Annotated in this window: 18 protein-coding genes and 3 pseudogenes; 14 read left to right on the top strand and 7 right to left on the bottom strand. The window is 59.9% G+C overall.

Translation table 11 applies throughout. From position 1 onward, the window contains the following. Nucleotides 1–163 precede the first annotated feature (163 nt). The 3 genes from OPU96_RS02795 to OPU96_RS02785 are packed head-to-tail and all read left to right on the top strand — an operon-like array spanning nt 164 to nt 3287. On the top strand, nt 164–1141 hold the full coding sequence (locus OPU96_RS02795; protein WP_226457174.1) for a thiamine pyrophosphate-dependent dehydrogenase E1 component subunit alpha: 978 nt from the start codon (nt 164–166) through the stop codon (nt 1139–1141). 26 nt (nt 1142–1167) lie between these two features. After that, on the top strand, nt 1168–2187 hold the full coding sequence (locus OPU96_RS02790) for an alpha-ketoacid dehydrogenase subunit beta (RefSeq protein WP_226457175.1): 1020 nt from the start codon (nt 1168–1170) through the stop codon (nt 2185–2187). Then, on the top strand, nt 2184–3287 hold the full coding sequence (locus OPU96_RS02785; RefSeq protein ID WP_498558607.1) for an acetoin dehydrogenase dihydrolipoyllysine-residue acetyltransferase subunit: 1104 nt from the start codon (nt 2184–2186) through the stop codon (nt 3285–3287). Before OPU96_RS02790 ends, OPU96_RS02785 begins: the two co-directional genes overlap by 4 nt. 432 nt (nt 3288–3719) lie before the next feature. Here the strand turns inward: OPU96_RS02785 and OPU96_RS02780 are convergent, their stop codons facing one another. Further along, on the bottom strand, nt 3720–4589 hold the full coding sequence (locus OPU96_RS02780) for a hypothetical protein (RefSeq protein ID WP_498558606.1): 870 nt from the start codon (nt 4587–4589) through the stop codon (nt 3720–3722). A 255-nt stretch (nt 4590–4844) separates the two neighbouring features. On the opposite strand from OPU96_RS02780, the pseudogene OPU96_RS02775 reads away from it, so the two are divergent. After that, a pseudogene (locus tag OPU96_RS02775) lies at nt 4845–4973 on the top strand (oxidoreductase); the annotation flags it as partial. Between the two features lie 29 nt (nt 4974–5002). Beyond that, entirely contained in the window at nt 5003–5413 is a 411-nt protein-coding gene (locus OPU96_RS02770; protein ID WP_305392520.1) for an SRPBCC family protein, read from the top strand. A 75-nt stretch (nt 5414–5488) separates the two neighbouring features. Here OPU96_RS02770 and OPU96_RS02765 read toward each other — a convergent pair whose 3' ends face one another. Together OPU96_RS02765 and OPU96_RS02760 are read right to left on the bottom strand one after the other, a co-directional pair. Beyond that, nucleotides 5489–6880, bottom strand: a complete 1392-nt coding sequence (locus OPU96_RS02765) for a sensor histidine kinase (protein ID WP_226457179.1) — start codon at nt 6878–6880, stop codon at nt 5489–5491. After that, on the bottom strand, nt 6858–7541 hold the full coding sequence (locus OPU96_RS02760) for a response regulator transcription factor (protein WP_010564812.1): 684 nt from the start codon (nt 7539–7541) through the stop codon (nt 6858–6860). The genes OPU96_RS02765 and OPU96_RS02760 overlap by 23 nt, the downstream gene beginning before the upstream one ends. Nucleotides 7542–7953: 412 nt before the next feature. On the opposite strand from OPU96_RS02760, the gene OPU96_RS02755 reads away from it, so the two are divergent. Then, nucleotides 7954–8838 (top strand): hypothetical protein, encoded by an 885-nt coding sequence (locus OPU96_RS02755; protein WP_498558605.1) that lies wholly within the window; start codon nt 7954–7956, stop codon nt 8836–8838. A gap of 99 nt (nt 8839–8937) precedes the next feature. Here the strand turns inward: OPU96_RS02755 and OPU96_RS02750 are convergent, their stop codons facing one another. After that, nucleotides 8938–10161, bottom strand: a complete 1224-nt coding sequence (locus tag OPU96_RS02750; RefSeq protein WP_498558604.1) for a multidrug effflux MFS transporter — start codon at nt 10159–10161, stop codon at nt 8938–8940. A 92-nt stretch (nt 10162–10253) separates the two neighbouring features. Between OPU96_RS02750 and pdxR the strand changes: the two genes are divergently transcribed. The 3 genes and pseudogenes from pdxR to OPU96_RS02735 all read left to right on the top strand — a co-directional run. Next, complete coding sequence (gene pdxR / locus OPU96_RS02745; protein ID WP_305392522.1) at nt 10254–11705, top strand: MocR-like pyridoxine biosynthesis transcription factor PdxR; 1452 nt, start codon at nt 10254–10256, stop codon at nt 11703–11705. A gap of 282 nt (nt 11706–11987) precedes the next feature. Then, a complete protein-coding gene (locus tag OPU96_RS02740; RefSeq protein WP_498558603.1) occupies nt 11988–12887 on the top strand; it encodes a hypothetical protein in 900 nt (299 codons plus the stop codon). A gap of 84 nt (nt 12888–12971) precedes the next feature. Further along, a pseudogene (locus OPU96_RS02735) lies at nt 12972–13070 on the top strand (MurR/RpiR family transcriptional regulator); the annotation flags it as partial. A 344-nt stretch (nt 13071–13414) separates the two neighbouring features. Here OPU96_RS02735 and OPU96_RS02730 read toward each other — a convergent pair. After that, complete coding sequence (locus OPU96_RS02730; RefSeq protein ID WP_498558602.1) at nt 13415–14311, bottom strand: hypothetical protein; 897 nt, start codon at nt 14309–14311, stop codon at nt 13415–13417. 495 nt (nt 14312–14806) lie between these two features. Then, nucleotides 14807–15106 (bottom strand): annotated as a pseudogene (locus OPU96_RS02725) (hypothetical protein); the annotation flags it as partial. A gap of 91 nt (nt 15107–15197) precedes the next feature. Here OPU96_RS02725 and OPU96_RS02720 point away from each other — a divergent pair. Further along, nucleotides 15198–16112: a hypothetical protein gene (locus OPU96_RS02720; protein WP_498558601.1), complete on the top strand. Its 915-nt coding sequence runs from the start codon at nt 15198–15200 to the stop codon at nt 16110–16112. A 65-nt stretch (nt 16113–16177) separates the two neighbouring features. On the opposite strand, the gene OPU96_RS02715 is transcribed toward OPU96_RS02720, so the two are convergent. Continuing rightward, nucleotides 16178–17074, bottom strand: coding sequence for a MurR/RpiR family transcriptional regulator (locus OPU96_RS02715; protein ID WP_192299745.1), 897 nt, complete (start codon nt 17072–17074; stop codon nt 16178–16180). 284 nt (nt 17075–17358) lie between these two features. Between OPU96_RS02715 and OPU96_RS02710 the strand changes: the two genes are divergently transcribed. From OPU96_RS02710 to iolD, 4 genes are all read left to right on the top strand, one after another. After that, nucleotides 17359–19296, top strand: coding sequence for a bifunctional 5-dehydro-2-deoxygluconokinase/5-dehydro-2-deoxyphosphogluconate aldolase (locus OPU96_RS02710; protein WP_498558600.1), 1938 nt, complete (start codon nt 17359–17361; stop codon nt 19294–19296). Nucleotides 19297–19465: 169 nt separating this feature from the next. Further along, nucleotides 19466–20359: a myo-inosose-2 dehydratase gene (iolE, locus tag OPU96_RS02705; protein WP_226457187.1), complete on the top strand. Its 894-nt coding sequence runs from the start codon at nt 19466–19468 to the stop codon at nt 20357–20359. Beyond that, the gene (gene iolB / locus OPU96_RS02700) at nt 20356–21144 is read left to right on the top strand and encodes a 5-deoxy-glucuronate isomerase (protein WP_192299742.1); all 789 of its coding nucleotides are present in this window, start codon (nt 20356–20358) and stop codon (nt 21142–21144) included. Before iolE ends, iolB begins: the two co-directional genes overlap by 4 nt. A gap of 10 nt (nt 21145–21154) precedes the next feature. Next, complete coding sequence (gene iolD, locus OPU96_RS02695) at nt 21155–23086, top strand: 3D-(3,5/4)-trihydroxycyclohexane-1,2-dione acylhydrolase (decyclizing) (protein ID WP_305392527.1); 1932 nt, start codon at nt 21155–21157, stop codon at nt 23084–23086. The last annotated feature ends 17 nt before the right edge of the window (nt 23087–23103 follow it).

Genomic DNA, 23103 nt, shown 5'->3' with positions numbered 1-23103 from the left:
GCAATCTGCCGTCTCATTCTGCGGTGGCTTGCCGCACCGCCACAACTGCTCTGGATCAAGGCTTTGCCAGGTTTTTTCGCGCCTTGGCACAGGCTGTGCTGAAGGCCCTGTAGCTGAATACCCTCAGCCTTTTGTGTGTCGAGACAACCTGGAGAACAACAAGATGTCCACTCACCTGTCCACCGATCAATTGCTGCATGCCTACACCGTGATGCGCACCATCCGTGATTTCGAAGAGCGCTTGCACGTGGAATTCGCCACCGGCGAGATCCCCGGTTTCGTGCACCTGTACGCCGGCCAGGAGGCCAGTGCCGCCGGGGTCATGGCCCACCTCAACGATGAAGATTGCATCGCCTCCAACCACCGTGGTCACGGTCACTGCATCGCCAAGGGCGTGGACGTGTTCGGCATGATGGCCGAGATCTACGGCAAGAAAACCGGCGTGTGCGGCGGCAAGGGCGGCTCCATGCACATTGCCGACCAGGAGAAGGGCATGCTCGGCGCCAACGGCATCGTCGGCGCGGGTGCGCCGCTGGCGGCCGGTGCCGCGCTGGCGTCCAAGCTCAAGGGTAGCCAGGGCGTGGCGGTGGCCTTTTTTGGCGACGGCGGCTCCAACGAGGGCGCGGTGTTCGAAGCGATGAACCTGGCCGCGATCATGAAGTTGCCATGCCTGTTCGTTGCCGAAAACAACGGTTATGCCGAGGCCACCGGTTCCGGTTGGTCGGTGGCGTGCAAGGACATCGCCGAGCGTGCCGTGGGCTTTGGCATGCCGGGGGTGATTGTCGATGGCAATGATTTTTTCGCCGTGCATGCCGCCCTCGGCGTTGCCGTCGAACGTGCGCGCAACGGCGAGGGGCCAACGTTGGTGGAAGTGAAACTAAGCCGCTTCTACGGCCACTTCGAAGGCGATGCGCAAACCTATCGCGGCCCCGATGAAGTGAAGAACCTGCGCGACACCGCCGACTGCCTGGCGCTGTTCCGCCAACGCTGCACCGCCGAGGGCTGGCTGGAAGCAGCGCAATTGGAGCGCATCGACGGCGAAGTCGCGCAACTGATCGAAGACGCCGTGCGTCGCGCCAAGTCCGACCCCAAGCCCCAGGCCGCCGACCTGCTCAGTGATGTCTACGTCGCCTACCGCTAATAACAATAATCCGTGGAGAGAATCTTATGGCTCGCAAAATCAGCTACCAGCAGGCAATCAACGAAGCCCTGGCCCAGGAAATGCGCCGTGACAAGAGTGTGTTCATCATCGGCCAGGACGTTTCCGGTGGCACCGGATCGCCCGGCGAACAAGACGCTTGGGGCGGTGTGCTCGGCGTGACCAAGGGCCTGTACCCGGAATTTCCCGAGCGCGTGCTGGACGCGCCGCTGTCCGAGGTCGGCTACGTTGGCATGGCGGTCGGCGCCGCCACCCGAGGCATGCGCCCGGTGTGCGAATTGATGTTCGTTGACTTTATCGGTTGCTGCCTCGACCAACTGCTCAACCAGGCGGCCAAATTCCGCTACATGTTCGGCGGCAAGACCACCACGCCGCTGGTGATCCGCGCCATGTACGGCGCCGGCCTGCGCGCGGCGGCCCAGCATTCGCAGATGCTCACCTCGATGTGGACGCACATCCCTGGCCTGAAGGTGGTGTGCCCGGCCACGCCGTATGACGCCAAGGGCATGTTGATCCAGGCAATCCGCGACAACGACCCGGTGATATTCCTTGAGCACAAGATGCTCTACAGCCTGCAAGGTGAAGTCCCGGAAGAGCTCTACACCGTGCCCTTCGGCGAAGCCAACTTTGTACGCGAAGGCAAGGATGTCACCCTGGTGACCTACGGGCGCATGCTGCATGTCGCCCTGGAAGCCGCGACCAACCTGGCGCGCCAGGGCATCGACTGCGAAGTGCTGGACCTGCGCACCACCAGCCCGTTGGACGAAGACAGCATCCTCGAAAGCGTGGAAAAAACCGGGCGACTGGTGGTGATCGATGAGTCCAACCCACGCTGTTCCATCGCTACCGATATCAGCGCGTTGGTGGCGCAGCGCGCGTTTTCTTGCCTGCGTGCGCCGATTGAAATGGTCACCGCGCCACACACGCCGGTGCCGTTCTCCGATGCGCTGGAAGACCTGTACATCCCCAACGCCGCGAAGATCGAAGCCGCCGTGCTGAAGATCGCCGACAAGAGGAATGCCGCATGATCCATACCTTGACCATGCCCAAGTGGGGGCTGTCGATGACCGAGGGGCGTATCGACGTCTGGCTCAAGCAACCCGGCGACCGGGTAGAGAAGGGCGAGGAAGTGCTCGATGTGGAGACCGACAAGATTTCCAGCAGCGTCGAGGCGCCGTTCAGTGGCGTGTTGCGCCGGGTCCTGGCGCTGAGCGACGAGACCTTGCCGGTGGGCGCGTTGCTGGGGATTGTGGTGGACGGTGACGCCAGCGAAGCGGAGATCGACGCGGTGATCGACAGCTTCAATGCCGGGTTTGTGTCCAATGCGGCCGAGGCCGAAGCGTCGGGGCCGAGTGCGCAGAAGGTCGAGATCGGCGGGCGCCTGCTGCGTTATCTCGACCTGGGCGAGGGCGGCACGCCGCTGGTGCTGGTGCACGGTTTTGGCGGCGACCTGAACAACTGGCTGTTCAACCAACCGGCACTGGCCGCCGAGCGCCGGGTGATCGCCCTGGACTTACCGGGGCACGGAGAGTCGGGCAAGCAGTTGCACACAGGGGACGCCGAGGAGTTGAGCCAGGCCGTGCTCGACCTGCTCGATCATCTGCGGTTGGACCGCGTGCACCTGGCCGGGCATTCCATGGGCGGGTTGGTGTCGCTGACGGTTGCCGACCGCGCGCCCGCACGCATTGCCTCGCTGGCGCTGATCGCCAGCGCTGGGTTGGGCACGGACATCAATGGTGAGTATCTGCAAGGCTTTGCCGAAGCGAACAATCGCAATGCCCTCAAGCCGCAACTGACTCAACTGTTCAGCGATCCCGCACTGGTGACGCGGCAGATGCTGGAGGACATGCTCAAGTTCAAGCGTTTGGAAGGGGTGGATCAGGCGTTGCGCCAGCTCAATGGGGCGCTGTTTGAAGGGGGACAGCAACGGCTGGACCTGCGCCATGTGGTCGGTCGCCAACCGAGCCTGGTGATCTGGGGCAGTGATGATGCAATCATCCCGGTGCGCCATGCACAGGGGCTGGAGGCGCAGGTGGAAGTGCTGCCGGGGCAGGGGCATATGGTGCAGTTGGAGGCGGCTGAACAGGTGAACCAGCTTATGGCGACCTTCCTCAAATCCCAAGCCTGACAACACTCTAAATGTGGGAGCAGGCAAGCCAGCTCCCACAGTTTTTGACCGTGTTTTAACCTTGGCGCCTTAGGGGTTCACTGGGATGGTGCGCTGAGATGCCACATTGTGGAGGGCGCATCAGGACACTTGGTCAGCCTTATGGCATACAGGACGATGGCAGCGTGAGATGAACCTCGATTCGTCTTGCTGCTTGGACGTAGGCGGCTGCAATCCTACAGGGATTGGTTGCGGCTATGCACCAGTCCAGATAGGGGGTGGGGTCTATGTATCTGAACGCACTTTGCAAAGGACTGTTATCTCTCTCGAACGCCGATTCGCAGAAATATCCCGGGTGAAGCGGCACACCCTGCACCGATAACGCTACTCCTCCAAAGCAGATTGATGCTGCAAGGCACAGCTCACGCAAATTGCGTCTGCGAATAAATCTCTTCATGGCAACGTAGCTCCTACCGAATCGAAATTGAGCGCGGCATCGGTCGCGTATCCCACTACATAGGTGCCCGAAGGTGAAATGCTATTCAAATAGCTGGTCAGCCCAGGCGTCACCGGCGGTATAGCAACGGTTCCTCCCGAGGGAGTCCAAAAGCACCCGGTCTCGTATTGGCTGGCGTTCACGCAGTTCAAGGCTACGGTGTTGTTGTTGGCAAAACCCGCGGCACTGATCAGATTGTTACCTTGCAGCGGTTGGATGGACTGGACGGTGAAGGAGTTCGTAGGGTCTGGCCAGTAAAGAGGCTTCTCGAATCCAGTCGGGTCCTTGCCATACGCCAATACATGCCCAAGATCATTGATTGCCACGGCGTTGTTCAGTGCATTCAACGGCATCGTCAGGAGCGAAGGGGGGCTGCTTGGCGTGTTCCAGAATGCGGTTTGCCCTGTGTTCGAGGCCGTTCCCGGAAACACGCAGGTACCGACGAATTGGCCCTGATTATTCATGTCTACGGCAAAGCAGTAAGTGGCTCCTGCCGGTAATGCCGGTACAAGAAGGCTGTATCCTCCACCGCTCCACTTAGCAACCTTGATAACGGGCGGCCCGTCTGGTCCTGGGCAATTCATCAGAATAAGCGGGCGACCATCGAATAAGGTGTCGGTCAAATCAACTCCCGCGCAATTGTCGCCCCAGCCTGACACCCGTTCTGGTGTTGCGCTGCCAGCGGTGTAGGTCACCACCGTTGGGGCTCCGTTTGCGCTCAGGCTCCGCGCCAGAACCACGCCGTTCTGATTTTGTGCGGTGGGCATCGTTTGTTTGTCAGCCGGGCGCAACAGCGGGAACAGCAAGGTTCCTGGCAGCGGGCTCATAGATATCGGGGGCGCGGCTGGCGTAGCCGCGGTCCAAAAAACGGCGTAGAAGATACCGGCGTTGGCTGAAAGAATCATCTACTGAGGGGAAACCCCGCAGTCCCTGAACGCCAGTAAACGCCCGGATCGAAGGCGGCACAACTGTCACTTCTGACAGGTACAGGACGAGTTGCCACAAGGCTCGGTGAGTGCCTGGCGGAACCTCTCCACCCACCGCCACAGGTTCGCTTCGAAAACCCGCGAGCCAGCCCTGCAATCCTGCGGGCGACGAATGTGGGTGAAGTCGCCGATCGTGTGGCGTACATTGCTTCACGGCTTTTTTTTGCGACAACCGGTGCCGCGTTGCGGGGCGACGGCGGTGGGGGCGTCAGCATGGCGATCTGAATTGTTTTCCATTTTCTGGAGTATTTATCGTGGCAACAGCGTCTTCTGTGATTGAAATCCCTGTATCGGCCGATCAGGTCTGGCAATTGGTCGGCGGCTTCAACAGCCTGCCGGACTGGTTGCCGTTGATCGTCAAGAGTGAGCCGAGTGAAGGCGGGCGTCTGCGTCACCTGACGACCGCCGACGGTGGCGTGATCGTGGAGCGTATGCAGACGTTTGATAACGTCGGGCGTACCTACAGCTACACCATCGAACAATCGCCGTTCCCGGTCAGTGCTTACCTGGCGACGTTGCAGGTTGAAGCCTTGACTGACGCGTCGGCCAAAGTCACCTGGTCGGGTGTGTTCACGCCGGTGGACGGTGTGACGGATGCCGCGGTGGAAGAGCTGTTTGCCGGTGTCTACAAGGGTGGGGTTGAGGCGCTGCGGGCGAACTTCTGACCTGATCTAGCTGGCGCTGCAAGTCCAATGTGGGAGCGGGCAAGCCCGCTCCCACAGGGTTTTGTGGTGCCTGGGTTACTCGGGCATGAGCTGCTGCCGGCACTCCAGCACCAACCGCGCACCGCCGCTTTCACTGCTGCCCACTTCCAACTTGAACCCGTGCAAGTTGATGATCGCCGCGACAATCGACAAGCCCAAGCCAAACCCGCCTTGCTGGTCATTTTCATCCACGCGATAGAAGCGCTGGAACACCGCGTTGCGTTCGGCAATCGGGATGCCGGGCCCGGAGTCGTGCACTTCGATGCGGGTGCTGCCGGCGTCGTTCAGCGCACGCAAGATCACTTCGCCGCCTGGCGGGGAGAACTTGATCGAGTTGCTCAGCAGGTTGGCCAGGGCCTCGAACAACAGGGCACGGTCGCCGGTGATCCACGGCAGCGACTCCGGCGTATCGAGCACCAGTTGCAGCTCGCCTTCTTCGGCCAGCGGCAGGTAGAAGTCATGCAGTTCGCGCAGCAGCGGCAGCGGGTCCATCACCAGGAAGCCCGAGCGGCGCTGGTGGTCTTCCAGCTCCGAGATGCGCAGCAAGCCGCGAAAGCGCGCCATCAGGGTGTCGGTTTCGGTGATCGCATCGTCCAGTTTTACCGCGTAGTTGGAGTCCTGTTCGGCCTCTTGGCGGATGCGATAAAGCTGCGCACGCAGGCGGGTCAGCGGGGTGCGCAGGTCGTGGGCGATGTTGTCGCACACGCCCTTGACCTCGTTCATCAGCTTTTCGATGCGGTCGAGCATGGCATTGACGATGGCGGCAAGCATGTCCAGTTCGTCACGCCGATTCGACAGCGGCAGGCGGTGGGTCAGGTCGCCGGCGACGATGGCCTCGGCGCTGGCCTGAATGCCGCGAATGCGCCGCAATGGGCGGCGGCGCAGCAGGTGCCAGCCAGCGGCACCGGGGATGATGGTCAACGACAGCGCCCATAGCAGCGCATGCCAGATGATCCGGGTCACGCCAAACAGCGAACCATTGGCGCGCACCAGCACCAGCCAGCGGCCGTCGTCGGTGTGGGTGGCGACGGCGTCGCAGCTGTCCTTGGGCAACTTGGGGTCGTTGGAGTCGACGCAGTTGGCCAGGGTGTGGATCTTGCCGTCCAGCGGCAGGTCGGGCGGCACGGCGCGGATCGGGCCACTGAGCGGGTTGAATTGCTCGTCGAACAGGCCGTAGGCGTCCACGCCCTTCATGTCGAAGGTCATGCTGGTGGTCAGCGCTTCCACCAGTTCCTCACCGTCGAAGCGCTGGAACAGGTGCTGGCGTTGCATCAGCGAGTGGCGCGACAAGTCGCTCAGGTAACCGGACACTTCGTAATACAGCACCCCCATGAGGATGCAACTCCAGGCCACGAACAGCGAGCTGTACAGCGCCAGCAAGCGGCTGCTGGACGAGCGCCAGCCCTTAGAGGGGTTCAGCAATGACATAACCGGAACCTCGTACCGTGCGGATCAGCGGCGTGAGGCCCGGTGGATCGATTTTCTTGCGCAGACGGCCGATGTGCACGTCGATCAGGTTGGTGCCGGGGTCGAAGTGATAGCCCCAGACTTCCTCGAAAATCATCATCCGCGAGAGGATCTGCCCGGTATTGCGCATCAGGAATTCGAGCAACTTGTATTCGGTGGGCAGCAGGCTCAACGGCTGGTCGGCGCGGCTGGCTTCGCGGCTGATCAGGTTCAGCTCCAGGTCGGCCACGCGCAGTGCGGTTTCGAATTCCTTGACCGTGCTCTTGCGTCGCAGCAGCACCTCGACGCGGGCGGCCATTTCATCGGAGGCGAAAGGTTTGGTCAGGTAGTCATCACCGCCGGCGCGCAAGCCGCGCACACGCTCGTCGACGTCGGAGAGGGCGCTGATCATCAGGATCGGCGTCGACACCCCGATGGTGCGCAGGGTGGTGACGATGGCCAGGCCATCGAGCTCCGGGAGCATACGGTCGAGGGTGATCAGGTCGTAATCGCCGCTCACGGCGCGGACCAGGCCTTCGCGGCCGTTATCTACCCAATCTACGTCCAGTCCATGGCTACTCAGCTCGGCAACGATCTCGCGGGCTGTTACGGCGTCATCCTCGATGGTCAAAATGCGGGTCATAGGATTACCTGGTGAGCGATTCACACTAGAAGTGCGGACATTTTGCCAAGAAATGCCTGAACGCTTCCTAAATTAAACTTCATGTTGGCGCAACCAACGGGTTTTTTACTGGCTGGCGCTGGTCAATGTGGGAGCTGGCTTGCTCGCGAAAGCGGTCTGCCAGCCAACACACTTGTTTCCGAAAGACCGCATTCGCGAGCAAGCCCGCTCCCACACTGACCGAGTTCGGCTGGAGGTTGCATAACGCCTGCCCGGAGGAGGCTGTTCTTGCAAGTTGCATGGTCCTAGGAAGTTCAAGTTATTTAACTTGTTGAATATATTAGGTATTTAATTTTCAGGCGGCTGGCATGGTGCCTGCACTGTCCCTCCCGAGACATGTAACACCATTTTTCCTGCCGGGAGCAAAACAACAATGATCACATCCTCATCCACGTTGCAAGAATCGAGCACGCGCTCCGGGGTTTCCTGGGGCGCGATTTTTGCCGGGGCCGCCGCTGCGGCGGCATTTTCCCTGATCCTGGTACTGCTGGGCTTCGGCCTGGGCTTTTCGGCGGTATCGCCGTGGGCCGACAGCGGTATCAGTGCCAAGGGACTGGGCATTTCCACGATTATCTGGCTGGCCTTTACCCAGATCGTCGCGTCGGGCCTGGGCGGTTACATCGCCGGTCGGTTGCGGGTGAAGTGGGCCAATATGCATGGCGATGAGGTGTACTTTCGCGATACCGCCCATGGCTTCCTGTCCTGGGCCGTCGCCACGCTGGTGGCGGCAACCTTGATCGTCGGCTCCGTCAGCAGTGTCGTCGGCGGTGGCCTGAAAGCCGGTGCCAGCGTGGCCTCGGGCATGACCCAGGCGGTCGGTACGGCGGTGAAGGGCGACGACTTCGGCTATTACGTCGACAGCCTGTTCCGCGACAACCGCCCGGTTGCCGTCAGCGATGACGCGGCCCACGGCGTGGTAGCGCGCATCTTCGCCCGCACCCTGAGCAACGACGGCCAGCTCGCCGCCGAAGACCGTGCCTACCTGGCCCAGTTGATCAGCCAGCGCACCAACCTCAGCCAGGCCGACGCCGAAGCGCGGATCGACAAGGTCTATGGCGATGCCCGTAAAGCCGTTGAGGACGCCAAGCTCAAAGCCAAGCAGGCCGCGGATACTGCTGCGAAGGTGGCTGCCTATACCTCGCTGTGGACCTTCATTGCCCTGCTGATCGGCGCGTTCTTTGCCAGCTTCGCTGCCACCTACGGCGGTCGCCGTCGCGATGCCGTGGTGTACGTCGAAACCGAACACTTTGTCCGTTAATTCAAGGAGAACATCATGCGCTCATTACTGCTGTGGTTCCTCGGGGTGCCTATCCCGGTCATCATCCTGATTGCGATTTTCATGCACTAATCCTGAGCCTTACTCGCTCAAAATGTGGGAGCGGGCTTGCCCGCTCCCACATTGGGTTTTGCGCAGGGTCAGCCAACTGACCACCAGTAGTGCACTCGCCAAAGCGGTCATGATCACCAAGGGCTTGGATGTACCATCGGACAACATCCCCGTCGCCCAACTGCTCACCGCCGTCAACAACATCTGGGTAAAAAAGAACAATCCCGACGCCGTCCCGGCAATCGCGCCGTAAGGCTGCAACACCGCCAGCTGACAGGCTGGAATCACCATCCCCACCGACACCATTATCACCACCATCGGCGACACGATCGCCAGCCATTCGCCCGGCAACACGGTGGTCGCCGCCGCGAGCATCATGCTGCCCAGCACATTCAACGCGATGGCGCCAGCGATCAACCGGTCTGGTTCGAACCGTAGCACCAGCCGGCGAAACAGGTTCGCGCCGAGCATGTAGCCGCTGATGGTCGCCGCAAACACCAGGGCATAGGCCGTGGCAGACAGGCCGTAGCCCCGCTGCAACAACGCCGATGACTCTGCAATGAACGGGAAATATGTGCTGTACACGCAGCCGATGGCCAGGGAATAGCGCAGGAAATATCGGTCGCGCAGGAGTTGGCTGTAAATGCGCAACAGATTGCTCGGCGGCGCGGCGGCGACGGCTGGCGGACGGGTCTCGGGCAGGCGGCGATACACCGCCAGGCACAGCACGGCGCCAATCACGGCCAGCAGCACAAACAAGCCGCGCCAATCGATGAAGGGCAGCATCAGGCTGCCCAGCACCGGTGCGGCCATCGGCGAGACGGCCATGGCCATGGAGATCAGCCCCAGTAAGCGCGCCTGCTCGTGGCGGTCGAAGTAGTCACGCACGATCACGCGGCCGATCACCGTGGTGCAGCAACCGCCGAGGGCCTGGAACAGCCGGGCGATGATCAGCACCGTGAGGCTGTCGGCCAGGGCACAGGCCACGGTCGCGACGACATACAGCAGCAGCCCCGCCAGCAGCACCGGGCGGCGGCCGAAGTGGTCGGTGAGCGGGCCGGCCACCAGCAGGGAAATCGCCGAACCGAGGGTGTACAGGGTCAAGGTCAGTTGCAGTTGGCTGTCGCTGCTGTGGAAGTAGTCGGCCATGGCCGGCAGGGCAGGCAGGTGCATGTCCAGGGTGATGCGCGGCAGGGCGATCAGTACCGTCAGCAGCACCAGCCAGAAGCTGGTGGAAAGGGCGCGTTGGGTCATGGGAAGTTTCTTCGCAAGGGGGAGGACTAAAACTCTAGCGGCATTGTGGTTTAATCCTGAGAGCCACTTACGGCTGAACTGACTGGACCACTATGAGCCGCGGAAAAGCTGCACCTGCCCTGGACCTGCCGCGCCCCGACAGCCTGGACACCGGGAAACAGCAGGGCGCCTACGATGCCCTGCGCGCGGCGATCCTCAATCGGCAGTTGCCGGCCGGCAGCCGCTTGCCATCCACCCGCAGCCTGGCGCAGCGTTGGCTGGTGTCCCGTGGCACATTGGAAGCGGCATTTGATCGGCTGCACAGCGAAGGCTATGTGCAGCGGCTGGCCGGCTCTGGCACGCGGGTGTGTGCGGTGATCCCGGAGCAATTTATTGCAGCCCCCGTGACGAGTGCCGCGCCGCGCCGCGAGGCGGTGCCCGATCAACCGGACGCCGGCGTGCAAAGCCATGTGCCCTTCGTTGCCCGGCGCCCGGATGCCAGCCTGTTTGACTTGAAGGCCTGGGCCCGCTGCATTTCCCGTGGCGTGCTGACGGCGGGCCCGGGCGTGCTCGAAGCGGCCCATCCCGCTGGCCTGCCTGAGTTGCGCGCACAGATCGCCGCCTACCTGCGCAGCTATCGCGGCATGCAGTGCGAGGCGGATGAAGTGGTTGTCACCAGCGGTATTCGCCATGCCCTCGACCTGATTGCCCGCACCGTGCTCAAACCGGGTGACACCGCGTGTGTGGAAGACCCCGGTTATCCGCCGGCGCGACGCTTGTTCGGTCTGGCGGGCGCGTATGTCCACGGCATTCCCGTTACCAACGACGGTCTCGACACCGACCAACTCCCTGATACGGCACGCCTGGCCTACGTCACGCCTGCCCATCAGGCGCCGCTGGGCATGACCCTGTCAGTCTCGCGGCGCCTGGCCCTGCTGGACTGGGCCGCCCGCGCCGATGCCTGGGTGGTCGAAGATGACTACGACAGCGAATACAACTACAACGCCGCACCGCTGGCGGCACTCAAGTCCCTGGACAGTGGCGACCGGGTGATCTACTGCGGCAGCTTCAACAAGAACCTGTTCCCTGGGTTGCGGGTCGGCTTCATGGTGGTGCCCAAGCGACTGCGCCGCTCGCTGCTGCGCACGTTGCAACTCACCGGGCATTCGGTGGGGGCCACGGATCAGTTGGGGTTGGTGGAGTTTCTGCGCAGCGGCGCCTTTGTGCGGCATTTGCGTGCTTCACGCCAGGCGTATCAGGCGCGGCGCGATGCGCTGCTCGCGTGCCTGGTGGAGCATTGTACGGTCAGCGGCCAGCAGGCAGGGTTGCACTTTGTGTTGTGGTTGCCCACGGGTGTGCAGGAGGGCGTGTTTTGCACACGTGCCGCCGAGGCGGGTTTAACACTGCAACCGCTGGGCAAGTTCTGTCATGAAGCGGCATTGCCACCAGCGGTGATCATCGGCTACACCGCGTTGACGCTGGCGCAGATCCGTTTTCACGGCGATGCGTTAGCTCAACTGTTAAGAGGGGGTCAAGATTCACTTGGACCAGCTTGCGCGCCGTGATTGGCGGGATGTTAACGACATTCAAATTGTCATACCTATCAGGCCCTGGCCCTACGCCATGGCGCATCGGTGAGCTTGATCCCGGTACCGATGATCTACTGGGTTCGCGCACGGATTCTCGATCAGCTGCGCAATTTGTCATTCCAGCAGCGTACACCTGATGTGCCGCTGTAATACCTGTCAGGTTTCACAGTAGACACGTTTTACGGGGGGCTACTAGCATGGGCCGTAGGGTGATGTCCCCTACACAAAGGTAACTTACTGGCGGTAACGGAGGCGCAGATGACTCATTCAGCGAGTGTGACGAATAATCAAACCATCGGAACGGCACAGGCGGATATACACAATATTGAAATTTCGCCTCCCACCTATAAGTTTAAAGATGATGGTACTAATACACGGATGTGGAGGCGTGATGGAAGAATTTATATAAGTGTTCGGCAAAGCCTTTCGCATATTGGTATGACGGGTCATTTTTTGACGTTTAGGTTTCGCGACTTAAATCCCGGGGAAACTAATGTAACGTTTGATTTTTCAAGCCCGTCTGAGATTTTTTCCACCTACACAGTCAATAACCATCAATCCAGTAAACCCCACACGTTCGCCTCCGGAACGATGACGGTTTCGCTTGCCAGTAGCGGTGATCATTTGACAGCGACGTTTTCCGGCAAGGCCTACTCAGGATTGGGCAATGAGGTAACGATCACAGCTGGCGACTTGGATCTGAAAGGTTTTGAAGCAGTGCCGTCGAGTAGAATGACTCCGTCTGGATCAGTCATCGGAGAAGGGTACATAGCGGGTTTTATCGATGGAGGCCCGGATAGTGTCTCTGATTTTATAGCCACTGATGTGGAGCGGATTTACGTGCCCCAGTGGGGTTCTCAGCCGGCCTACTGGCTAGTTCGCGGGTTTTGGGTTGCCGGGCAACCCGCTGTCACGCGCGTCATCGTTATCACACTCGTTGAGGGTCAGGACGATCCCGAATACGATTTATCCAGTGATGACAAAGCGAGTGTCAGTTATACCATTCACAGCCATTCCCTTATTGGTTCGGCGTACACGGGTGTTTTGAAATTCAGTGCTCTCCCTGGAACGGGGGAAGCTCGAGGTTCCTTCGATTGCCGCATGCGTGGGAATGCCGCCACTGATTATCAAGTGATTGCAGAATTCTTAGTCCGGTAGTCATTTGGTTTTTATGGCAGCGGTGCTTAAGGATGCCGGGAGGTCGTCTCCCGTTGAATTAATCATCAAACCCAACTTGTTCATGCGACGTTGTGTTTGTGCCAGGCGTTGTTTATGGCGGTGGCGTACCGCTTGGAATTGAAGGTGGATGAGATTCACGAGCAGGTGGGATTCGAGAATTGATCGTCCTCAATCAATAAACGTCTGGCTTTGAATTTTCGTAGGAAAGCCAGGCTCATAAATCCGGTATACCTGGGTCGCATTGAAACCTGACCCCAACCTGGCCCATCCTTAAACATCGCGCTTAACGTAGTAATGACCAACCATCTGAGCAGGGTCCGAAAAGTCAAACGGCCGCGTCCCCCCCTGAGCCATATCCGCAATTGCTAGCGCACAACAATCCGACGCAGCCCCATTGAAAAACGGCCATGATCATCAACTATTATAGGACCGAGGATCCCACCCCATTGCAGACTTACTGCCATGAAGGATAACTCGGGGTGATCGGTAAAAGTATCAAACTGGCCTTATGAAATTTTAAACGTGAATTTTACCGAAAAATCCGGATAGCCAGCCCCGCTTAATGTGCAGTCAACCGTGCCTTCCGCTGTGCCGGTTTCGGGGCGCGTGACAAAATTGAGTATTCCACTGAAACTTTGGCCATAGTATGAATTGCTCCAGTTAAGGTAAGAAACATATACCTTGTCATTGGGAGATAAATCAAACGAACTGCCAGTTTGATCAGCGTCGAGTTTAATAGCGATAGAATTCACTGCGTGGGGAAAGGAGGCATTTTTCCATTGCCCGGTTATGGTCCACCGCGCCTTGTTTTCAGGCAAAGAAGTTTCCGGCCAGTACTTCAGTTCAACGTCAGTGGCCGTAAAGCTGGGATGAGGGAAGGGGCCACCTCCCACGCTGCCGTGCATAGTGCCTGTACCAGGAAGAGCGGCGCCTTGATAACCGAACGCTGAATCAGGCGTGATAAAACCCTTTAGACTTATCTGGCCAAAGGTAAAAACAGCGTGTTCCTCATTCCAACGAGCCACACCCTGAAAATTACCGTTTAAAGTGTCGCTTGGATCAAGTGCAACGCTCAACGTGCCCTCTTCGAACCTAAATGTTTTATACACCCCACCCCGAGTAGCAGCGTAACGCGCCCTGACGTCGGTGGAGTTTGAAAGGTCATAAGTGGCCTGTCCGCCGGGCAGCATATCGGGAACCTCAATGTAAATACTATGGGACTCCAAGTGACCGCTTGAAAAGCGCTCAATAACAAATATGTTTATATTTCCATTGTCACGATACATGCTCACTTCCGCACCCGATTTAAACTTGAAATAAGGCGGAATACTATTGGGGCTGTGAACGTCCGCGGTGACTAGACCTATTGTCTGTCCTCCCTTTTGGTTCGTTGACTGCGTCATCTCATACGTCCTCTATCAGGTTAAACAATGATGTGTCGTCCACACGTCAGATCAACGATACCCCACAAAGAAAACCAAAAGACACTGTCAACATTGACAGGTATAAAACTATCGGTTATCTCGAACGCCAGTTATAAGCCACCCTGCATGCAAGTTCGCATATCATTCAGCCCGGTTTTTGGGTAGAACCGTATGATCACGCCGAGCGCCGCCGCCGACATCAACCCTTTCAGGCGCTGAACCCTTTGTTTCACTCGCGGCTGCCTGTGTCATATCAACACCTCGCTTATGAGAGACTTAAATCCGCAACCTCAGCTCGACTATAGGGACTGCGGAAACCTCTGAATACTGCTAACTATGAAAGGTATGAGAAGAAGATTTTTTACTACCCATTGAACTAACAAACCGTTGTACGTTGGATTTCGTGCACTTGGGAATGGCCGTTTGAATCACTGGTGATAACTCCAAGGCTGCGTGGCCCCCTCCGCACCCAAAGGCAGCGATGCAGCCCATGAACGCGCCGATCAGCAGGGTAATGAAGGTCCACAGCGAGGCATAGGCAGCCACCTTCGCAACAGTATCCTCGGCCTGCTTGGCTTTGAGCTTGGCATCCTCAACGGCTTTACGGGCATCGCCATACACCTTGTCGATGCGCGCCTCGGCGTCCGCCTGGCCGGCCTGCACGCTGTCGCCAACGACACTGCTGACAGAACCGACGATCAGCGTTGCGGCCACCAACGTGGCAACGGCCCAGGCCAGGAAGCCATGGGCGGTATCGCGGAAATACACCTCATCATACCTGTCAGAGTTGACAGTAGGCACGCACGGACCTTGTTGATAGGTTGGAGATGAAACTCCAATGCTCCGGAACAGTGAGATTAATCCCATGAACCAGTCCAGCGTTGCTCAATCACTTGAAACTTCGGGCTATGTCAAAGCTCAGGTTGAAAATCTTCAAGTCCCTCCCGGCAGTCACCGTTTCGATTCGGCGACCGGGCAAAATTTTTTATGGCAATCGGGTAATTCGTTCACCGTGCTAAGCCGTCAAGTGTTTCCAGCAGGGCTGTTTAGTGCCCACACGTTCTTCTTTGAATTCTCAGACTTGACTCCCGGAGGAGGGAGTCGGGTATATGATTTTTCAGACTCGACGTCGGTGAAAGGTGATTACTCGGCCACTTATCTGGGTGAGCTGAAGATCTATACGTTCTATGAAGGCACCGTCACGGTAGCCCTGGACAACAATAATCATCTGACGGGCAGTTTCACTGGCGTAAAAGGGCGGTGGAATAATGAGGTGATCGCGAGTGACAACGGCACCTTGGATCTCGCCGGTTTGACAAGGTCGGTCGTGAGTCTTCCCTTCGGCGATCCATCCGTTCTAGGGGTGGGCCAGATGCATGGCAACTTTTCAGGCGGGCCCTTTCCGAGCCTGAGTTTCAGGTCCGATGAGGTGCAAATATCCCGGCTGGAGGGAGACCCAGATATTCCCCTTCCTCCCTACAGTTGGACAAAGGCCAGGCAATTTGATCAGGACCTACCGGTTTATAACACCCTTGTCGGCGTGTTCCTCTCCACGGATGCACTAGGCGATACATTTGATCTTGCGCAACCCGGCGGGGCGCGGATCGAGATTCATCGTATTGCAGACCGACTCTTCGCCCGAAGTATATCTGGGGTACTGAGCTTTACCTCGCGCCCAGAAAACGATAGGTCAGCGGGTAGTTTCGACGCATCATTCGAGCTGTCTGACGGCACTCGCTTTTCCATGAAGACGCAATTCGATATCTATGATCCTAAATGACGTTCTTGCGCTGACTGCGGGGAGGTGCAATATCTTCTTGCAGTCAGGCTGCAGTATCGCCAGGGTCAATCGTCGAACCCAACCTGCTCATGAATCTCATCCACCTTCAACTCCAAGCGATACGCCACCGCAATAAACAACGCCTGGCACAAACACAACGTCGCGCTCAATGAGCGGAAGGCAAATGACGACCCCTCATTCACCAGCAGCACCGCGTTCGCCCGCTTGGCCAGAGGCGACAGGTTGCTGTCGGTGATGATCAACGTCTTGGCCTGATGGTGCTGGGCGATACGCAGGCAGTGCTGGGTCTCTTTGCCGTAGGGCGTGAAGCTGATGGCGATCACCAGGTCATTGGCGCGCACGCTGCGCATCTGCTCGCGGTAGCTGCCGCCCAGGCCCGAGATCAAGTGGATGCGCTTGTTGGTGTGCTGCAGGTTGTAGACCAGGTAGTCGGCCACCGCGAACGAGCGGCGCACGCCGACCACGTAGATGTTGTCGGCATTCACCACCAGGTCCACGGCTTTTTCGAAGGCCGCGTCGTCCAGTTCCAGGCCCAGGCGCTCGATGCCGGACAAGGTCGCGTTGACGCACTCGCGCGCCAGGTCGCCGCCGCTGGCCTTCTGGGATTTGTTGGCGATCATGCTGCGGATGCGCTGCTGGTAGTTCTGTACCGGCGTGGTCTTGTGGGTGTAGGCCTCGCGGAACAACGCCTGCATCTCACTGAACCCGCTGAAGCCAAAACGCTGGGAAAACCGCACGATGGCCGAAGGGTGCACTTCGCATTCGCGGGCGATGTCGCTGATGCGGTCCACCATGATGCGGTCGCTCTGTTGGCTCATATAGCTGGCGATGCGCTTGAGCTGGCGCGGCAGGCTTTCGTATTCGTCGGTGATCAGCTGCAACAGGCGCTCGGCATTGATCGGAGGGCTGGCGAGAGCGTCTTGTGAAGGGGTCTCGGGCATGGGCAATCCTTCTGTCTTGTTCGTCTGTTGCGCTGATGGGTGGCGCAAGTCTACAGGGTAGGCGCAAAAAAATACCCCGGCATCACGGCCTGCGTGGCCTGCTGAAACGATGCACGGTGGCTGGCGTGCCCCTATGCTGACGTATTGGAAAAAATATTCCACTAAAAATAATTCTAGAATAAATATTGATTGCTGCCAGCGGACGTTCTAGTCTGCACCCACCAAGAGCGTTTGCCGTCGCCACGGCGGCACAACGCAGGCTGATAAAAATAACAGGAGCCAGCATGGGCCAGACTCGTTTTGCCAGTGGGCGTCAATTGGATCTGATTTGCCTCGGGCGCCTGGGCGTCGACCTCTATGCGCAGCAAGTAGGTGCGCGGCTTGAGGACGTGTCCAGCTTTGCCAAATACCTCGGCGGTTCCTCCGCCAATATTGCGTTCGGCACCGCACGGCTTGGGCTCAAGTCAGCGATGTTGAGCCGGGTCGGGGACGACCATATGGGTCGCTTCCTCGTGGAGTCCCTGGCCCGTGAAGGTTGCGATGTCAGCGGCATCAAGGTCGACCCGGAACGTCTCACCGCGCTGGTGTTGCTCGGGCTCAAGGATCGCGAGACCTTCCCCCTGGTGTTCTACCGCGAAAACTGCGCCGACATGGCCCTGCGCGCCGAAGACATCAACGAAGCCTTTATCGCCTCCAGCAAAGCCTTGCTGATCACCGGCACGCATTTCTCCACCGACAGTGTGTACAAGGCCAGCATCCAGGCCCTGGATTACGCGGCCAAGCACAACGTCAAGCGTGTGCTCGACATCGACTACCGCCCGGTGCTGTGGGGCCTGGCGGGCAAGGCCGATGGCGAGACGCGGTTTGTTGCCGACCAGAATGTCAGCGCCCATGTGCAGAAAATCCTGCCGCGGTTCGACCTGATCGTCGGCACTGAAGAAGAATTCCTGATCGCCGGCGGCAGTGAAGATTTGCTCACTGCGCTGCGCCGAGTGCGTGAACTGACCCCGGCGACCCTGGTGGTCAAGCTTGGCCCGCAGGGCTGCACGGTGATCCACGGGGCGATCCCTGCGCACCTGGAAGACGGTGCGATCTACCCCGGCGTGCGCGTTGAAGTGCTCAATGTCCTCGGCGCCGGCGATGCGTTTATGTCGGGTTTTCTCAGCGGCTGGATCAATGACGCCAGCGACGAACGTTGCAGCCAGTTGGCCAACGCCTGCGGCGGCCTTGTGGTGTCGCGCCACGCCTGCGCCCCGGCCATGCCGACTCCGGCCGAACTCGAATACCTGTTCAACAGCCCGGTGCCGATTACCCGTCCCGACCAGGACGAAACCCTGCAACGCCTGCACCGCGTCACGGTGCCGCGCAAGGCCTGGAAGCAGTTGTTCATCTTTGCTTTCGATCACCGCTGGCAATTGGTCGACCTGGCGCAACGCGGCGGCCAGGACACCACGCGCATCAGTGCGATCAAGCAACTGTTTATCCAGGCCATCGAACGCGTGGAGCGCAAGCTCGCCGAGCAGGGCGTCGACGCCGATGTGGGCCTGTTGGCAGACCAACGTTTCGGCCAGGATGCGCTCAACGCCGCCAGCGGTCGCGGTTGGTGGATCGCGCGTCCGGTGGAGGTGCAGAACTCGCGGCCCCTGGCGCTGGAACACGGCCGTTCGCTCGGCAGCAACCTGATCGCCTGGCCCCAGGAACAAATCATCAAGTGCCTGGTGCAATACCACCCGGACGACGAACCGCTGCTGCGCCTGGAGCAGGAAGCGCAACTCAAGGCGGTGTATGACGCGTCCGTGGTCAGCGGCCATGAGCTGTTGCTGGAAGTCATCCCGCCCAAGGATCACCAGTCCACTTACCCGGACGTGCTGTATCGCAGCCTCAAGCGCTTGTACAACCTGGGCATCTACCCGGCGTGGTGGAAGATCGAGGCGCAATCGGCCGAGGACTGGAAACAGCTCGACGAACTGATCCAGGAACGCGACCCGTATTGCCGTGGGGTGGTGTTGCTGGGGCTGAATGCGTCGGCCGAATGCCTTGCCGATGGCTTCCGGCAGGCCAGCCAGAGCAGCACCTGCCGTGGTTTCGCCGTGGGCCGCACGATCTTCCAGGAGCCGAGCCGTGCGTGGCTGGCCGGGGATATTGATGATGAGACATTGATTCAGCGCGTCCAGGCGACGTTCGAACAGCTAATTAACGCCTGGCGCAGTGCCCGAACCTGAACCCAGTTTCAAATGTGGAATGCAATCAAATGTGGGAGCGGGCTTGCTCGCGAAAGCGGTGTATCAGTCACAGCATCTTTATCTGACACACCGCATTCGCGAGCAAGCCCGCTCCCACATAAAGCAAATCTCACCCGGCTTAAGTTAGATAAAAACAAAAGGTGCAGCCATGCCCGCAATCCGAATTGGCATCAACCCGATTTCCTGGAGCAACGACGACCTGCCGGCCCTCGGCGGTGAAACGCCCCTGAGCACCGCGCTGAGCGAAGGCAAGGAAATCGGCTACGAAGGTTTTGAACTCAACGGCAAATTCCCCAAGGACGCCAAGGGCGTCGGCGATGTGCTGCGCCCGTATGACCTGGCGCTGGTCTCCGGCTGGTACTCCAGCCGCCTGGCGCGGCGCTCGGTGGCAGAAGAAATCGAGGCCATCGCCGGGCACGTCGAGTTGCTCAAACAAAACGGCGCCACGGTGCTGGTGTACGGCGAAGTCGCCGATTCGATCCAGGGGTCACGTATCCGCTTGATCGAACGCCCGCGGTTCCACAGCGAACAAGCCTGGCAGGACTACGCCGACAAGCTCACTGAGCTGGCGCGTTTTACCCTGTCCCAGGGCGTGCGCCTGGCGTACCACCACCATATGGGGGCTTACGTTGAATCCCCGGAAGACATCGACCAGCTGATGCAACGCACCGGCCCGGAAGTCGGCCTGCTGTTCGATTCGGGCCATTGCTACATGGGGGGCGGCGAGCCGCTGGAAGTCCTGAAAAAGCACATCGACCGTGTCTGCCACGTGCACTTCAAGGACGTGCGCAAGCCGGTGGTGCAACTGGCGCGCAACCAGATGTGGAGCTTCCCGGATTGCATCGTCAACGGCACCTTTACCGTGCCCGGCGATGGCGACATTGAGTTTGGCGAGCTGCTCGACGTGCTGCTGGCCGCCCGCTACGCAGGTTGGCTGGTGGTCGAAGCCGAGCAGGACCCGGCCGTCGCGCCCAGCTATATCTACGCGAAAAAGGGCTACGACACCCTGCGTGCGCTGCTCACCGAGAGGACAAAAGCATGAGCCTGTTGGTCAAGAGCCACAAACGCGGGCAAACCATGGTCGCCCTCGAAGACGGACGCCTGGAGTACGTGGGTTTCAAAGCCTACCGCTTGAGCTTGGGCGAAACCCTGCCGGTCAGTGCCGGGGACAAGGAGCTGTGCCTGGTGCTGCTCAGCGGCCGGGTGAATATCCAGGGCGAGGGCTTCAACTGGCAGAACCTCGGTGATCGCCAGTCGGTGTTTGAAGACAAATCGCCGTTCGCCGCCTACTTGCCACCCGGCACCGTGGCCCAGGTCACCGCGTTGAGCGATGTGCAGATTGCCGTGTGCGCCGCCCCCGGTGCCGAAGGTTACGAACCGCGCCTGATCCGCCCCGAACAGTGCAAGCGCAGTGTGCGTGGCAAGGGTGCCAACACCCGCTACGTGTGCGACATCCTGCCGGACAGCGAGCCGGCCCATTCGCTGCTGGTGGTGGAGGTGCGTACGCCGTCCGGGCATTCGTCGAGCTACCCGCCGCACAAGCACGACACCGACGACTTGCCGCACCAGAGCTTTCTGGAAGAAACCTATTACCACCAGATCAACCCGCCCCAGGGCTTTGTGTTCCAGCGCGTGTACACCGACGACCGCAGCATCGACCAGGCCATGGCCGTGGAAAACAGCGACCTGGTGGTGGTGCCCAAGGGGTATCACCCGGTCAGCGTGCCGTACGGCTACGAGTCCTATTACCTGAACGTGATGGCCGGCCCCAAGCGCGCCTGGCATTTCCACAACGACCCGCAGCACAGCTGGCTACTGGACCTTTAAGGGGCGCGACATGACCACAACCCGACTGACCATGGCCCAGGCCCTGGTGAAGTTCCTGGACAACCAATACATCGAAGTCGATGGCGTAGAGAGCAAGTTTGTCGCCGGTGTGTTCACCATTTTCGGCCACGGCAACGTGCTGGGCCTCGGCCAGGCGCTGGAGCAGGACAGCGGCGACCTGGTGGTGCACCAGGGCCGCAACGAGCAGGGCATGGCCCATGCCGCCATCGGTTTTGCCAAGCAGCACCTGCGGCGCAAGATCTACGCGTGCACCGCGTCGGTCGGCCCCGGCGCGGCGAATATGCTGACCGCCGCTGCCACTGCCACGGCCAACCGCATCCCGCTGCTGCTGTTGCCCGGCGATGTCTACGCCAGCCGCCAGCCTGACCCGGTGTTGCAACAGATCGAACAGTTCCATGACCTGAGCATCAGCACCAACGACGCGTTCCGTTCCGTGAGCAAATACTGGGACCGCATCAACCGCCCTGAGCAATTGATGACGGCGGCGATCCACGCCATGCGCGTGCTCACCGACCCCGCCGAAACCGGCGCGGTGACCCTGGCGCTGCCCCAGGATGTGCAGGCCGAAGCCTGGGACTATCCCGACTATTTCCTGCAAAAACGCGTGCACCGTATCGACCGTCGCCCGGCCACTGCGGCAATGATCGGCGATGCACTGGCCGCGTTCCGTGGCAAGCGCAAGCCGCTGATTATCTGTGGTGGCGGGGTCAAGTACTCCGGCGCGAATGCTGCGTTGCAGGCGTTCGCCGAGCGCTTCGCGATTCCCTTTGCCGAAACCCAGGCGGGCAAGAGTGCGGTGGTTTCCAGCCACCCGCTGAACGTCGGCGGCATTGGCGAAACCGGCTGCCTGGCGGCCAACCTGCTGGCACCGCAGGCCGACCTGATCATCGGCATCGGCACGCGTTATACCGACTTCACCACCTCGTCCAAATCGCTGTTCAAGCATGCCGATGTCAAGTTCCTCAACCTCAACATCAGCCCGTGCGATGTGTTGAAACTCGACGCGGTGCAAGTGCTGGGCGATGCGCAACTGGCCCTTGAAGCCTTGGCGGATGCGTTGGGCGATTACCGCAGCGGCTGGGGCGAACAGGTGCGCGAGGCCAAGGCGCAGCTCGACGCCGAAGTCGAGCGCGTGCATCAGGTGGAGTACAGCGGCGACGGCTTCGTGCCCGAAGTCGACGACCACCTCGACCGCGCCGTGCTGCGTGAATTCATCGAGCTGACCGGCTCGTGCCTGACCCAGAGCCGCGTGCTCGGTGTACTCAACCAGACCCTGGCCGACGACGCGATCATCGTCGCCGCTGCCGGCAGCCTGCCCGGCGACTTGCAACGCGCCTGGCGCAGCAAGGGCGTCAACACCTACCACGTCGAATATGGCTATTCGTGCATGGGCTACGAGATCAACGCCGCGCTGGGGGTGAAACTCGCCGAGCCAAGCAAGGAGGTGTATGCGTTGGTCGGCGACGGCTCCTACATGATGCTGCACTCGGAGCTGGCCACCTCGATCCAGGAGCGGCGCAAGATCAACGTGGTGCTGCTGGACAACATGGCCTTTGGTTGCATCAACAACTTGCAGATCGGCAATGGCATGGACAGCTTCGGCACCGAGTTCCGCTACCGCAACCCCGAGAGCGGCAAGCTCGACGGCGGCCTGGTGCCGGTGGACTTTGCCATGAGCGCGGCGGCCTATGGCTGCAAGACCTACAAGGTCAGCACCGTGGCGCAACTTGAAGCGGCGCTGGCCGATGCGCGTACGCAAACGGTGTCGACGCTGATCGACATCAAGGTGCTGCCAAAAACCATGGTGCACGGCTACCTGTCGTGGTGGCGGGTCGGCGTGGCGCAGGTATCGACCAGCGAACGCACGAATGCCGCGGCAAAGAAACTCAATGAACAGCTGGCGAAGGCCCGGCAGTACTAATAACAAGAGGAGTTTTT

It is taken from the genome of Pseudomonas sp. RP-B7 (assembly GCF_059803535.1).
This window is presented reverse-complemented; position numbering and strand designations above follow the sequence as displayed.